Source organism: Nocardiopsis sp. iso_238 (assembly GCF_056173325.1).
Map to the genome: position 1 here is coordinate 4,998,879 of NZ_CM149668.1, position 14,062 is coordinate 5,012,940.

Consider the following 14,062-nt stretch of genomic DNA (forward strand, 5'->3'; position numbering starts at 1 on the left):
ATTCTTGGTGGGGAGCAGTAGATGAGCAACGACGAGCCCGGACCCGTCGCCCACGAGCACGCCGAACACGGTCCGCTCGCCCCGGCCACCGGGGCCGCCACCGGCCCGCTCATGTCCACCGGCGGCACCAGTGATCCCCACTGGTTCAAGCACGCCGTCTTCTACGAGGTACTCGCGCGCGGGTTCTTCGACTCCAACGGAGACGGCACCGGTGACCTCACCGGGCTCGTGCGGAAGCTGGACTACCTCCAGTGGCTGGGCATCGACTGCATGTGGCTGCTGCCGATGTACGAGTCGCCGCTGCGAGACGGCGGGTACGACATCTCGGACTACTTCAAGATCCTCCCCGAGTTCGGCAACACCGCCGACTTCGTGGAGCTCCTGGACGAGGCCCACCGCCGAGGCATCCGGGTCATCACCGACCTGGTCATGAACCACACCAGCGACCAGCACCCGTGGTTCCGGGCCTCACGGGAGGACCCGGACGGCCCCTACGGCGACTTCTACGTGTGGTCGGACAGCGACGAGCTCTACGACGAGGCCCGGATCATCTTCGTCGACACCGAGACGTCCAACTGGACCTACGACGAGGTCCGTGGCCAGTACTACTGGCACCGCTTCTTCTCCCACCAGCCGGACCTCAACTTCGAGAACCCGGCGGTGCAGGAGGCGATCCTGGAGGTCCTGCGCTACTGGCTGGACCTGGGCATCGACGGGTTCCGCCTGGACGCCGTGCCGTACCTGTACGAGCGCGAGGGCACCAACTGCGAGAACCTCAAGGAGACCCACGAGTTCCTCAAGCGGGTGCGCGCCGAGGTGGACCGCCTGTACCCGGACCGGGTGCTGCTGAGCGAGGCCAACCAGTGGCCGTCGGAGGTCGTCGACTACTTCGGTGACTTCGAGTCCGGCGGCGACGAGTGCCACATGAACTTCCACTTCCCGTTGATGCCGCGCATGTTCATGGCGGTGCGGCAGGAGCAGCGGTTCCCGATCTCGGAGATCCTCGCCCAGACCCCGGAGATCCCCCGCAACTGCCAGTGGGCGATCTTCCTGCGCAACCACGACGAGCTGACCCTGGAGATGGTCACCGACGAGGAGCGCGACTACATGTACTCCGAGTACGCCAAGGAACCCCGCATGCGCGCGAACGTGGGGATCCGGCGGCGGCTCGCGCCCCTGTTGGACAACGACCGCAACCAGATCCAGCTCTTCACCGCGCTGCTGCTCTCCCTGCCCGGGTCGCCGGTCCTGTACTACGGCGACGAGATCGGCATGGGCGACAACATCTGGCTGGGCGACCGGGACGCCGTCCGCACGCCCATGCAGTGGAACTCCGACCGCAACGCCGGGTTCTCCCGGAGCGATCCCGCCCGCCTGTACCTCCCGATGATCATGGACCCGGTGTACGGCTACCAGGCGGTCAACGTGGAGTCGCAGCGCGAGAACCCGGGGTCGCTGCTGAACTGGACGCGCCGGATGATCCAGATCCGCAAGCGCCACCCCGTGTTCGGCACCGGGGAGTTCACCGAACTGAACGCCACGAACCCCAGCGTGCTGGCGTTCATCCGGGAACACGGCGACGACCGGATGCTGTGCGTGAACAACCTGTCCCGGCACCCGCAGCCCGTGGAGCTCGACCTGTCCCGGTACGCCGGGGTCAGCCCCGTCGAGTGCGTGGGCGGGGTGAGCTTCCCGGAGATCGGTGAGCTGCCGTACCTGCTCACCCTCCCCGGCCACGGCTTCTACTGGTTCCAGCTCCCTGCCGAGCGCGCCGCCGCGCCGGGTGCCGGGGACCGTGAGGAGGCCCCCACCTACGGCCTGCCCTCGGCGGGGGTCAGCGCCCGGAACGCCTTCGACACCGGCCACCGCACCGCGTCCACCACCGCGTCCGGCGCGCGACCCGGGGACGGTGGCGGGAAGGGACACGGGCCTTACTGAGATGTCGCAGCTAGAAGAACTCCTGGCGGTCTGGCTTCCCCGGCAACGATGGTTCTCCGGTAAGGGGATACCGATCCAGCGGGTCCGGATCGAGAGCAGGTACACCCTGGTCTCGGCCGGTCCCGGCGGACCTGATCTGAACGTCCTCGTCGTGCAGGCGGGGCAGCGCGGCCTCAACTCCCGCTACCAGGTGCTGCTCGGCTCGCGCCCGCCCCGCTCCCTGCCGCCCGACCTGGCCCGCGCCGCCATCGGCGTGTGCCAGGTCTCGGGCGGCCGCCCACGGGTGGTGTACGACGCCGCGCACGACCCGCAGCTCACGGCGCTGCTGTTGGAGCGGTTCACCCGCGGCGGGGACGCGGAGCGGCGCGGCCGGGTGCGGTTCCGTACCCTGCCTGGCGCCAGCGTGGAGGCGATCGGCCCGGGGCGGCTGCTCACCGGGGAACAGTCCAACACCTCCCTGGTGTACGGGCGGGACTACGTCCTCAAGACCTTCCGCAGACTCTGGCCGGGCCGCAACCCGGACCTGGAACTCAACATGGCGCTGTCCGGCTCGCCGTACGTGGCGCGCCCGTGCGGGTGGATCGAGGCGGACCTGTCCGGCCACTCGACGCCGACCACGCTCGCCCTGCTCCAGACCTTCGTCCCGGACGCCACGGACGGGTGGGTGATGGCCACGGCCAACGTCCGCACGCTGCTGGACGGCGCGAACGCGGACTTCAGCGCGGAGTCCGCCCGGCTGGGGCGCACCACCGCCGCGGTGCACAGCTCCCTCGCCAAAGCACTGCCCACCGACGTGCTGTCACCGAACGCGGCGGGCGAACTGGCCGACGCCATGGTGGAGCGCCTGGCCATGGCCAGCGCGGAGGTCCCCGAGCTGGCGGAGCACGCTCCCCGGGTGATGGAGGCCTACGCGGACTTCGCCGGGTTGGACGAACCGCTGCCGATCCAGCGCGTGCACGGCGACTACCACCTGGGGCAGGTCATCCGGCCCGCGTCCGGGTGGGTGCTGCTCGACTTCGAGGGCGAGCCGACCGTGTCGGTGCGCGAGCGCCAGCGGCTGTCCAGCCCGCTGCGGGACGTGGCCGGGATGCTGCGCTCCTTCGACTACGCGGCCGGGTTCCTGCTGGTCGAACAGGACGACGACCCCGACCTCGCGTGGGCCGCGCGGGACTGGGCGCGGCGCAACAGGGAGGCCTTCTGCCGGGGCTACGCCGACGGGGGCGGCGCCGATCCGGAGAAGCACCTCACCGTGCTGCGGGCCTTCGAGTTCGACAAGGCCGTCTACGAGGTGCTGTACGAGGCCCGGAACCGGCCCAACTGGCTCCGGGTGCCACTGGAGTCCATCGCCACCGCCGCCGGGTCGCCACGGGTGCCCGGCTGACCAGCGGGGCGGCCGCCGTTCGCGAACGGCGGCCGCCCCGTCCGCCGTTCCGGCCCGAGCCATCGCTTCACCGCCTCCCGCCATCCGACCACCACGAGTCATCACGGAGTCGAATTGTCACCGCGCACGACCAGGAAGTCCGCGACAGCCGACGAGCAACCGGCGGAGGCGCCGAAGAAGGCCGCCACCCGGAACACGAAGGCGAAGCCCTCGGCCGCGAAGAAGGAGACGGCGGCCCGGAGCACGAAGGCGACGCCCGGGAAGTCCACCACCGGGAACACCGAGAAGAAGGTTCCGGCGGCCCGGAAGGCGTCGGCCACCGGGAGCACCGGGAAGAAGCCCGCCGCGAAGAGTGCGGCAGGGAAGGGCTCCGCGGGGAAGACCGCGAAGAAGCCCGCGGCCAAGCGGACCCGCACACCCGCCGCGGTCTCCGCCGAGCTGGCCGCCGAACTCGACCGGGTCGTGGACGGCTGGCACCACGACCCGCACTCGGTTCTCGGCCTGCACGGCCGTGACCTGCGGGTCCTACGCCCCGGAGCGGTCGAGGTGGACGCCGTCCTGCCCGACGGCACCAGGGTCGGGCTGACCCACCGCCACCGGGGCGTCTTCTCCGCCCGGCTCCCCGCCCGCACCGCCGACTACCGGATCGCCGTCCGCTACGAGGAGGGCGGCCCCGAACGGGTGGAGGCCGACGCCTACCGGGCGGGCCCCACCCTGGGCGAGCTCGACCTGCACCTGATCGGTGAGGGCCGCCACGAGGAGCTGTGGCGGGCACTCGGCGCGCACACGACCACGGTCGAGAGCCCCATGGGCGAGATCCCCGGCACGCGCTTCGCCGTCTGGGCGCCCGACGCCCGGGGCGTGCGGGTGATCGGGGACGTCAACTACTGGAGCGGGATCGCGCACCCCATGCGCAGCCTGGGCGCCAACGGCGTGTGGGAGCTGTTCGTGCCCGGCATGGGCGACGGCGACCTGTACAAGTTCCAGGTCCTGGGCGCCGACGGGCACTGGCGGGACAAGGCCGACCCCATGGCGCGCCGCACCCAGGTGCCTCCGGCGACGGCGTCGGTGGTCACCACCTCCGAGCACGTGTGGACCGACGAGCAGTGGATGGCCGAGCGCAAGGGCGTGGAGCCGCACCGCGCTCCGATGAGCGTGTACGAGGTGCACCTGGGCTCCTGGCGTCCGGGGCTGGACTACCGGGAGCTGGCCGAGCAGCTGGTGGAGTACGTCGTCGACCTCGGCTTCACCCACGTGGAGTTCCTGCCTGTGGCGGGGCACCCGTTCGACGGTTCGTGGGGCTACCAGGTCACGTCGTACTACGCGCCGACGCCGCGCTTCGGGAGCCCCGACGAGTTCCGGCACCTGGTGGACTCCCTGCACCGGGCCGGGATCGGGGTGTTCCTGGACTGGGTGCCCGCGCACTTCCCCAAGGACGAGTGGGCGCTGGCCCGGTTCGACGGCACGGCGCTGTACGAGCACCCGGACCCCCGGCGCGGCGAGCACCCCGACTGGGGAACGCTGATCTTCAACTACGGGCGGACCGAGGTGCGCAACTTCCTCGTCGCCAACGCCCTGTACTGGCTGGAGGAGTTCCACGTCGACGGCCTCCGGGTCGACGCGGTGGCGTCGATGATCTACCTCGACTACTCGCGGGACTCCGGTCAGTGGGAACCGAACGCGTTCGGCGGCCGGGAGAACCTGGAGGCGATCGACTTCCTCAAGGAGCTCAACACCACGGTCTACCGGCGCAACCCGAACGTGGCGATGATCGCGGAGGAGTCCACGGCCTACACCGGCGTGACCCAGCCCGTGGACCAGGGCGGGCTCGGGTTCGGGCTGAAGTGGAACATGGGCTGGATGCACGACTCCCTGGAGTACGTGAAGAAGGAGCCGGTCCACCGCAAGTACCACCACAACGACATCACCTTCTCGATGGTCTACGCCTACAGCGAGAACTACGTGCTGCCGCTGTCGCACGACGAGGTGGTGCACGGCAAGCAGGCGCTGTTCAACAAGCCGCCCGGTGACGAGTGGCAGCGCGCCGCGACGCTGCGGGCGCTGCTGTCGTTCATGTGGTCGCACCCGGGCAAGCAGCTGCTGTTCATGGGCGGCGAGATCGCCCAGGGGGACGAGTGGTCGCACGAGGAGGGCGTGCCGTGGTGGCTGCTCCAGTTCGAGCACCACGCGGGGGCGCAGCGGCTGGTCAGGGCGCTCAACGACGCCTACCGGCCGCGTCCGGCGCTGTGGTCGCTGGACACCGACCCGGCGGGCTTCCGCTGGCTGGACGGCGGTGACCACGAGGGCAACACCCTGAGCTACCTGCGCCACGGCGAGGACGGCTCCGTGCTGGCGTGCGCGGTGAACTTCTCACCAGTGCCCCGCCCGAACTGGCGTGTGGGCCTGCCCTCCGAGGGCCGCTGGACGTCGGTGCTCAACTCCGACGAGCCGCGCTTCGGCGGTTCCGGCCACGAGGCGCCCGCGTCCGTCGAGGCCGAACACCAGGAGTGGCACGGGCAGCCGTTCTCGGCCGAGATCACCCTGCCACCGCTGGGCGCGGTCTGGTTCGAGCCCCAGCGCTGACCCGTTCGCACCGGCCCCGGGGAGTCGTCCACAGGCGACGCCCCGGGGCTTTCGCGTGCCCCGGATTCCTGTTCTCCTGAGAGAACCCATCAACCCACCACCGGCCACTCTGTACAACCCCGGCGGAGCCCCTGGCCAGCACGGCACTTCACCTCGGGCCCGCCACGTGTTCTCTTGTCCCCCACACGTGTGTCCCCCGACACAGGCACGACCGTTGGGAGCCCCCTCCATGTCCAACACGAGTCCGGGTTTCGTCAGGGTCCTGGGCAGGGCCGACGTCCTCGCCCTGGCCTTCGGCGCGATGATCGGCTTCGGCTGGATCGTCCTGACCGGCGACTTCATCGACGCTGCGGGCAGCGGCGGCGCCGCGCTGGCCTTCGTGATCGGCGGCGTGGTGATGGCCCTCGTCGGCCTCACCTACGCCGAGCTGGTCTCCGCCATGCCGCACGCGGGCGGTGAGCACCACTACGCCATGCGCGCCATCGGCCCGAAGGGCGCCTTCGTCGCCTCCTGGGCCATGGTGCTGGGGTACGTCTCGGTGGTCGCCTTCGAGGCGGTCGCCGTTCCCCAGACCCTCGTCTACCTCTTCCCGAACATCGAGGTCGGCCACCTGTGGACGATCGCCGGGTACGACGTCCACGCCAGCCTCGTGGCCATCGGCGTGCTGAGCGCGGTGGCCATGACGGCCCTCAACTACGTGGGGATCAGACCGGCCAGCGTGTTCCAGGGCGTCACCGTCCTGTTCCTGCTGGCGGCGGGCGTGGCGATGCTCACCGGCGCCTTCGTGGGCGGTTCCGCCGCGCACATGGAACCCCTTTTCACCGGCGGGGTCTCCGGGATGTTCGTGGTGCTGGTCGCCGTCCCGTTCCTGTTCGTGGGCTTCGACGTCATCCCGCAGTCCGCCTCGGAGATCAAACTGCCCCACCGCCTGGTCGGGTCGCTCCTAGTGGTCTCGGTCTTCTGCGCGACCGCCTGGTACGTGATGGTGATGCTGACCGCCGGAGCCGGGATGCCCTCCGCCGACCTCCTGGGCTCCGAGCTCGCCTCGGCCGACGCCATGGCCGCCATGTGGAACAGCGCCGCCATGGGCAACCTCCTCGTCCTGGGCGGCGTGGCCGGTCTGCTCACCAGCTGGAACGCCTTCCTCATCGGAGGCAGCCGCCTCATCTACGCGATGGCCCGGTCCCGGATGCTCCCCTCCTGGTTCGGTGAGCTGCACCCGCGCTTCCGCACCCCCGCCAACGCGGTGCTGTTCATCGGCGCCCTCTCGGTCCTGGCCCCGCTCTTCGGCCGCCCGATGCTCGTCTGGCTGGTCAACGCGGGCGGGCTCAACATCGTCGTGGCCTACCTGACGGTGGTGGTGTGCTTCCTGGTGCTGCGCCGCCGTGAACCGGAGATGGAGCGCCCGTTCCGGGTCCGCGCGGGCACCCCCACCGGCGTCGCCGCCTTCGTGCTGGCCTTCGGCCTCTTCCTGCTCTACCTGCCGGGCATGCCCGCCGCACTGGGCTGGCCCCACGAGTGGGTCATGGTCCTGGTCTGGTGGATCGGCGGCGCCGCCCTGATGTGGCGCCTCCCCCGGGTCAGTCCGGGCCCGGACGCCGAGGCGCGCCTCATCGAGATCATCGACGCCCGCGACGAGGCCCGAAGATCCCCCACCCCCTGAGCCCCAGCCGGTACCGCCCCCTCCGGTCCGTCGGTCCCCTGGGAAATCGCCTGTCAGCGCGGAGCCGGGGGCGGTAGCATGCCCGACATGACGCGGGTGTGCTTCGCCACCATGACGGGCCGGATGATGACGTCGTCCGGCCTTCCTCGCGTGCTCTGAGACCCTGTTCGCGGATAGGCCCCAGCGGGCCTTCCCGACAGCGGGCACCCGACGGGGCCGGAAAGGCTCCCACCATGGGCCGCTACTACGTGACCACCGCAATTCCCTATGTCAACGGCGCTCCGCACGTGGGCCACGCCCTCGAGCTGGTCCAGGTCGACGCCCTCGCCCGGTACCACCGGGAGATCGGCGACGAGGTCCGGGCGCAGACCGGAACCGACGACAACTCCCTGAAGAACGTACTGAGCGCCCGGGAGGCCGGGCTGGACACGGCCGAGTACGTCGACCTGGTCTCCCGCCGCTTTCTGGACCTGTCCGGGCCGCTCGGCCTGTCCTTCGACGACTCCGTCCGCACCGCCTTCGACCCCCGCCACCGACCTGGGGTGGAGCGGTTGTGGAACGTCTGCCTGGAACGCGGGGACCTGTACCGCCGGAGCTACACCGGGCTCTACTGCACGGGCTGTGAGCGGTTCTACTCACCCGGAGAGCTGCCCGAAGGCCGTTGTCCCGAACACCGGATCACACCCGAGAGGGTCGAGGAGGAGAACTGGTTCTTCAGGCTCAGCGGGTACCAGGACCGGCTGAGGGACCTGGTGGCCTCGGGTGAACTGCTGGTGGAGCCCGACTTCCGCTGCCGGGAGGTGCTGTCCTTCATCGACGCGGGACTGGAGGACTTCAGCGTCTCCCGGAGCGTGGAACGCGCCCACGGCTGGGGCATCCCCGTCCCAGGCGATCCGAGCCAGGTGGTCTACGTCTGGTACGACGCGCTGGCCAACTACGTCACCGGCCCCGGCTACGGCACCGACCCCGAAGGGCACGACCACTGGTGGACCGGCGCCGACCAGCGCGTGCACGTGATCGGCAAGGGCATCCTGCGGTTCCACGCCGTCTACTGGCCCGCCCTGTTGCTCTCGGCCGGACTGTCGCTGCCCACGACGGTCCTGGTGCACGAGTACCTGACCGTCGACGGCGAGAAGATCAGCAAGTCGACCGGGAGCGCCGTGGACCCCGTCGCCGTGGTCGAGGCCTTCGGCACCGACGCGCTGCGCTGGTGGCTCCTGCGCGACGTCGGCCGCTCGGGCGACACGGACTTCACCGAGGCACGCCTGGTCACCCGCCATGACGAGGATCTGGCCAACACCATCGGCAACCTCGTGAACCGGACCGTCACCATGGTCGCCAGGTACCGCTCCGGGCGGGTCCCGCACCAGGTGGACAGCGGACCCTCCCTGGCCGACGCCCGTGCCGGGGCCGCGCGGCAGGTGGACGCGGCGGTACGCGCCCACGACCTGCGCGCGGCCACCGGGGCCATCGTCGCGCTCGCGGACGGGGGCAACCGGTACGTGGCCGACCACGAACCGTGGGCCCTCGCCCGCGAGGAACGATCCGGGGCCGACCCCGCGGCCCTGGACGGTGTTCTGCGAGAACTCGTGGAGACCTGCCGCGAGGTGGCCAGGGTGCTTCGGCCCTTCCTCCCCGACGCCGCTGAACGCCTCAATGCGCAGCTGGGCGGGGGCGCCGACCTCCTGCCTCCGCCCAGCCCCGTGTTCCGCAGGCTCGGGTGACCGGGCTCAGTTCACCCAGCCGTGCCAGGAGGTCAGGCGGCGGACCGCCTCGTCGAGCACCTCGTCCTTCTTGCAGAAGGCGAAGCGCAACAGGTGGCGTCCCTCGTCCTCGCGGTCGTAGAACACCTTCGCGGGAACCGCCGCCACGCCCGCCTGGCGGGGCAGGGAGCGGGCGACGTCCACGCCGTCCGCGTACCCGAGCGGGCGGATGTCCGTCATCAGGAAGTAGGTGCCCTCGCAGACGCTCACGTCGAACCCGGCCCGGGTCAGGCCCGCCGCGAGCCGGTCCCGCTTGCCCTGGAGCGCGAGCCGCTGCCGCTCGATCCACTCCCCCTCGTTGTCCAACGCGTCCGCGATGGCCAGCTGGAGCGCGCCGTTGGCGGAGAAGGTGAGGAACTGGTTGACCGTGCGCACGGCCCGGACCAGGGGTTCCGGGCCCGTGACCCAGCCGGTCTTCCACGCGGTGACGGCGAACGTCTTGCCCACGGAGGAGATCGACAGGGTCCGCTCCCGCATACCCGGCAGCGTGGCCAGCGGCACGTGCTGGCGGTCGTCGAAGGTGAGGAACTCGTACACCTCGTCGGTGACCGCGAGCAGGTCGTGCTCGCGGCACACCCCGGCGATCACCTCCAGTTCGGCGGGTGTGAACACCGTGCCGGTGGGGTTGTGCGGGGTGTTGACCAGGATCAGCCGGGTGCGCGGGGTCACCGCCGCGCGGAGCTCGGCCGGGTCGAAGGTGAAGCGTCCGCTCTCCGGGTCGCAGCGCAGCGTCACCGGGCGGCGCCCCCCTCCGGCCAGGGAGATCGTCGCGGCGTAGGAGTCGTACATCGGCTCGAAGACGATCACCTCGTCCCCGGCCTCCACCAGGGCCAGCATCGAGGCGGCGATCCCGGCCGTGGCGCCGACCGTCACGTACACCTCGGATTCCGGGTCGAACTCCAGGCCGTAGTGGCGGGAGCGGTAACGGCTCACCGCCTCGCGCAGCTCGGCCCGGCCCGGCCCTGGCGGGTACTGGTTCACCCCCGCCAGGATGTTGCGGGAGGCGCTCTCCAGGAGGGAGCGCGGACCGTCGGTGTCGGGGAAACCCTGCCCGAGGTTCACGGACTCGGTCTCCACGGCCAGGCGCGTCATCTCGGCGAAGATCGTCTCACCGTACTGGCGCATGCGTTCGATCAGAGGTTCATCCACCCGTCGAGCGTATCCACCCGACACCGCTTCGTCGTCCCCGGGCACGACGAAGGCCCCCGGTCTCGTCGCGCCCAGTCCATCGCTGGGTGCCACGAGGTCGGGGGCCCGACCCGTCGCTACGGCAGAAGCAGGCTCAGCACGATCCAGACCACCGGACCCGCGATGAGCAGCGAGTCGATGCGGTCCATGAGACCGCCGTGGCCCGGCATGAACCGGCCCATGTCCTTGACACCGAGGTCGCGCTTGAAGAGCGACTCGATGAGGTCACCGACCGTGGCCGCCAGCACCACGGCCAGGCCCAGGACCACGCCGACCCACCAGGGGCCGCCCAGCAGCAGGGTCACGCACAGCGCGCCCGCCACCGCGCAGCCCACCACGGAGCCGCCGAAACCCTCCCAGGTCTTGTTCGGGCTGATGACGGGCGCCATCTTGTGCCGCCCCAGCAGGATCCCGGCGAAGTACCCGCCGATGTCGCTGGAGATCGTCACGAGGATGAACACCACGAGCCGGTACTGGCCGTCCTCGGGATGCGCGATGAGCAGCATCCACGTGGCCAGCATGAACGGCAGGTACACCAGGACGAACAGGTTCGCCGACGCGTCGGCGACGAACCCCTCGGCCCCGCCCCTCAGCCGCCAGACCAGGCAGGAGATCGCCGTGAGGGCGGCGATGCCCGCCAGCCAGTCCGCGCCGCCGAAGTAGGCTCCGGCCTGCATGGCCACCCCGCCCACGGCCAACGGGACCACGGCCAGGGTCATGCCCTTGCCTCCGAAGGCGCGGTTGAGCTCGCGCAGACCGATCAGCACCCCGAGCGAGGTGATGATCGTGAACAGCTGCGGCCACGGGAAGACCGAGAAGAACACGAGCGCGCCCAGGGCGCACCCGCTGGCGATGGCCACCGGGAGGTTGCGACCGGTCTTGACCGGTTCACCCCCCGGCTTGTGCAGCACGAAGCGCTGCCCGGCGGCCGTGTCCGAGGTGGGGTCGCCCGCCCCGGACGGGGGAATGTCGTCGGGTCTGTGCTCCGGTGAGTGGTCATCGCCTCCGGAACCCTTGGAAGGTGTGCTCACCGGCTAAACCTCGAGAAGATCAGATTCCTTGTGCTTCAACAGCTCGTCGATGGCGGCGACGTACTTCTGGGAGAGCTCGTCCAGCTCGGCCTGGGCGCGGTGCGCCTCGTCCTCACCGAGGTCACCGGCCTTGACGGCCTTCTCGAAGCTGTCCTTGGCGCGACGGCGCACGTTGCGGATCGAGACCTTGCTGTCCTCGGCCTTGGTGCGCGCGACCTTCACGTACTCCTTGCGGCGCTCCTCGGACAGGTCCGGGAACACCACGCGGATGACCTGGCCGTCGTCCGAGGGGTTGACGCCGAGGTCGCTGTTGCGGATCGCGTTGATGATCTCGGTCCGCGCGTTCACGTCGAACGGGGAGATGACGACCATCCGCGGCTCCGGCACCGAGAACGACGCCAGCTGGTTGATCGGCGTGCGGGCACCGTAGTAGTCGACGGTGATCTTGTTGAAGGTGGCCGGGGTGGGACGGCCGGTCCGGATCGTGGCGAAGTCCTCCTTCGCGACGACCACGGCCTTCTCCATCTTCTCCTCGGCCTCAAGGAGGGTTTCTTCGGTCATTGTGGACGCTCCCGGGTTCTCGGCTGGGTGTTCGTGGCTTGTGGTCGCGGCCGGACCGTCCGCTAGGCGGAGACGGGGCCGACGATGGTGCCGATCTTCTCACCGCGGACGGCGCGCAGGATGTTGCCCTGGCTCATGAGGTCGAAGACGACGATGGGCAGCCCGTTGTCCATGCACAGGCTGACGGCCGTGGCGTCCATGACCTTGAGGCCGCGGGTGAGGACCTCGTTGTAGTTGAGCTTGTCGAACTTGACCGCGTCCGGGTTGCGCTGCGGGTCGGAGTCGTAGACGCCGTCGACCTGGGTGCCCTTGAGGACCGCCTGGGCGCCGATCTCCAGCGCGCGCTGGGCGGCGGTGGTGTCGGTGGAGAAGAACGGCGCGCCGAGGCCGGCACCGAAGATGACCACGCGGCCCTTCTCCAGGTGGCGGATGGCGCGGCGCGGAATGTAGGCCTCGGCGACCTGGCTCATGTGGATCGCGGTCTGTACGCGGGTGTCCACGCCCAGGCGCTCCAGGAAGTCCTGGAGGGCGAGGCAGTTGATGACGGTGCCGAGCATCCCCATGTAGTCGGCGCGGCCGCGCTCGATCCCGCCCTCGGTGAGCTGCGCGCCGCGGAACATGTTGCCGCCGCCGACGACGACGGCGACCTGGATGCCCTCGGAGACCGCCTCCGCGATGGACTCCGCCACGTACTGGACGACCTCGGGCTCGATGCCGAGACCGCCGCCTCCCGCGAAGGCCTCCCCCGAGAGCTTGAGCATCACACGTTTCCAGCCGGAATCGTGCATGGCGGGTTCGGTGGTCATCGCTTCGTTCTCCGACACGGCCTGTGGCCTCCCTTGTTCTCCCCGAGTGGCACAGGGTCCCCCGAGTGCTCCTGCTGCGGGCGGCCGGGGCGAACGCCGCCCCGAATCCGCCCATATCCACCAGAAGGTGCCGGGGAGAGAAGTCTCCCCGGCACCTCCATCATGTCAAAACCCCAGGGTGTGTGCGGTGGACGCCTTCTCGGAACGATCCACCGAACAAATCCCTAGGCCTGGCCGACCTTGAAGCGAACGAAGCGCTTGACGGTGACTCCGGCCTCGTCGACGACCTTCTGGACCGTCTTCTTGTTCTCCTTGACGAACGGCTGGCCGAGCAGCGTCACGTCCTTGAAGTAACCGTTGAGGCGGCCCTCCACGATCTTGGGGATCGCTTGCTCGGGCTTGCCCTCCTCGCGGGTGGTCTCCTCGGCGATGCGGCGCTCGTTGGCGACGACGTCGGCGGGAACCTCGTCCTTGCTGACGTACTGCGGGGCCAGCGCGGCGATCTGCTGGGCGAGGTCCTTGCCGACCTCTTCGTCCTTCTTGTCCAGCTCGACCAGGACGCCCATGCTCGGGGGCAGGTCCGGGTCGGACTTGTGCAGGTAGCTCGCGACGTAGGCGCCGTCGAACTTCGCGATGCGGCGGAACTCGAGCTTCTCCCCGATGATCGCGCTCTTGCCCTCGATGTACGCCTGGAGGCTCTTGCCCGGCTCGATCTCGGCGGCGGCGATGGCGGCGATGTCGTCGCCGTCCTGGGCGGCGACGAAGTCGGCGACCTGGTTGGCCAGCTCGATGAAACCGGCGTTCTTGGCGACGAAGTCGGTCTCGCAGTTGAGCTCGATGAGGGTGGCCTTACCCTCGCTCTCCTGCTTGAGGACGACCATGCCCTGGGCGGCGGTGCGGTCGGCGCGCTTGTCGACGGACTTGGCGCCCTTGATACGCAGGGCTTCGACGGCCTTGTCGTAGTCGCCGTCAGCCTCGGTCAGGGCCTTCTTGCAGTCCATCATGCCGGCGCCGGTCGCGTCGCGCAGCTTCTTGACGTCCGCGGCGGTGAAGTTCGCCATGCCTGTTCTCGGATTCCCTTGGAGTGAAGTCGGATCTGGAAGTGACCGGGTGAGCACCGCACGGGCCGCCCCGCCCACGAGGGGCGA

11 protein-coding genes are annotated in these 14,062 nt (G+C 70.0%); 5 read left to right on the forward strand and 6 right to left on the reverse strand.

Features of this window, described 5'->3' with window-relative positions:
* Window positions 1-21: 21 nt before the first annotated feature.
* Window positions 22-1,938 (forward strand): maltose alpha-D-glucosyltransferase, encoded by a 1,917-nt coding sequence (treS, locus tag AC0VYL_RS22595; RefSeq protein ID WP_475481431.1) that lies wholly within the window; start codon window positions 22-24, stop codon window positions 1,936-1,938.
* A gap of 1 nt (window position 1,939) precedes the next feature.
* Complete coding sequence (locus AC0VYL_RS22600) at window positions 1,940-3,319, forward strand: maltokinase N-terminal cap-like domain-containing protein (protein WP_475455750.1); 1,380 nt, start codon at window positions 1,940-1,942, stop codon at window positions 3,317-3,319.
* A 101-nt stretch (window positions 3,320-3,420) separates the two neighbouring features.
* Here AC0VYL_RS22600 and AC0VYL_RS22605 read toward each other — a convergent pair whose 3' ends face one another.
* The gene (locus AC0VYL_RS22605; protein WP_475481432.1) at window positions 3,421-3,735 is read right to left on the reverse strand and encodes a hypothetical protein; all 315 of its coding nucleotides are present in this window, start codon (window positions 3,733-3,735) and stop codon (window positions 3,421-3,423) included.
* Window positions 3,736-3,781: 46 nt separating this feature from the next.
* Between AC0VYL_RS22605 and glgB the strand changes: the two genes are divergently transcribed.
* The 3 genes from glgB (at window position 3,782) to metG (ending at window position 9,289) form a co-directional block, all read left to right on the forward strand.
* Window positions 3,782-5,902: a 1,4-alpha-glucan branching protein GlgB gene (glgB, locus tag AC0VYL_RS22610; RefSeq protein ID WP_475481433.1), complete on the forward strand. Its 2,121-nt coding sequence runs from the start codon at window positions 3,782-3,784 to the stop codon at window positions 5,900-5,902.
* A gap of 229 nt (window positions 5,903-6,131) precedes the next feature.
* A complete protein-coding gene (locus AC0VYL_RS22615) occupies window positions 6,132-7,565 on the forward strand; it encodes an APC family permease (RefSeq protein WP_475455754.1) in 1,434 nt (477 codons plus the stop codon).
* Between the two features lie 233 nt (window positions 7,566-7,798).
* Window positions 7,799-9,289, forward strand: a complete 1,491-nt coding sequence (gene metG, locus AC0VYL_RS22620; protein WP_475481434.1) for a methionine--tRNA ligase — start codon at window positions 7,799-7,801, stop codon at window positions 9,287-9,289.
* 6 nt (window positions 9,290-9,295) lie between these two features.
* Here metG and AC0VYL_RS22625 read toward each other — a convergent pair whose 3' ends face one another.
* The 5 genes from AC0VYL_RS22625 to tsf form a co-directional block, all read right to left on the reverse strand.
* Window positions 9,296-10,477, reverse strand: coding sequence for a pyridoxal phosphate-dependent aminotransferase (locus AC0VYL_RS22625; RefSeq protein ID WP_475481435.1), 1,182 nt, complete (start codon window positions 10,475-10,477; stop codon window positions 9,296-9,298).
* Window positions 10,478-10,593: 116 nt separating this feature from the next.
* Window positions 10,594-11,547 carry a phosphatidate cytidylyltransferase gene (locus AC0VYL_RS22630; protein WP_475455757.1) on the reverse strand — a complete coding sequence of 318 codons (954 nt, stop codon included), beginning with the start codon at window positions 11,545-11,547 and terminating at the stop codon, window positions 10,594-10,596.
* A gap of 3 nt (window positions 11,548-11,550) precedes the next feature.
* Window positions 11,551-12,108, reverse strand: coding sequence for a ribosome recycling factor (frr, locus tag AC0VYL_RS22635; protein ID WP_475455759.1), 558 nt, complete (start codon window positions 12,106-12,108; stop codon window positions 11,551-11,553).
* 62 nt (window positions 12,109-12,170) lie between these two features.
* The gene (pyrH, locus tag AC0VYL_RS22640) at window positions 12,171-12,914 is read right to left on the reverse strand and encodes a UMP kinase (RefSeq protein WP_040694415.1); all 744 of its coding nucleotides are present in this window, start codon (window positions 12,912-12,914) and stop codon (window positions 12,171-12,173) included.
* A gap of 224 nt (window positions 12,915-13,138) precedes the next feature.
* The gene (tsf, locus tag AC0VYL_RS22645) at window positions 13,139-13,975 is read right to left on the reverse strand and encodes a translation elongation factor Ts (RefSeq protein ID WP_475455761.1); all 837 of its coding nucleotides are present in this window, start codon (window positions 13,973-13,975) and stop codon (window positions 13,139-13,141) included.
* Window positions 13,976-14,062: the final 87 nt, after the last annotated feature.

What these genes read in the sequence shown, in the direction of transcription:
- treS (WP_475481431.1), top strand. Translation starts at nt 22, where the DNA reads ATGAGCAACGACGAGCCCGGACCCGTCGCCCACGAGCACGCCGAACAC.
- AC0VYL_RS22600 (WP_475455750.1), top strand. Translation starts at nt 1,940, where the DNA reads ATGTCGCAGCTAGAAGAACTCCTGGCGGTCTGGCTTCCCCGGCAACGA.
- AC0VYL_RS22615 (WP_475455754.1), top strand. Translation starts at nt 6,132, where the DNA reads ATGTCCAACACGAGTCCGGGTTTCGTCAGGGTCCTGGGCAGGGCCGAC.
- metG (WP_475481434.1), top strand. Translation starts at nt 7,799, where the DNA reads ATGGGCCGCTACTACGTGACCACCGCAATTCCCTATGTCAACGGCGCT.
- frr (WP_475455759.1), bottom strand. Translation starts at nt 12,108, where the DNA reads ATGACCGAAGAAACCCTCCTTGAGGCCGAGGAGAAGATGGAGAAGGCC.
- pyrH (WP_040694415.1), bottom strand. Translation starts at nt 12,914, where the DNA reads ATGACCACCGAACCCGCCATGCACGATTCCGGCTGGAAACGTGTGATG.
- tsf (WP_475455761.1), bottom strand. Translation starts at nt 13,975, where the DNA reads ATGGCGAACTTCACCGCCGCGGACGTCAAGAAGCTGCGCGACGCGACC.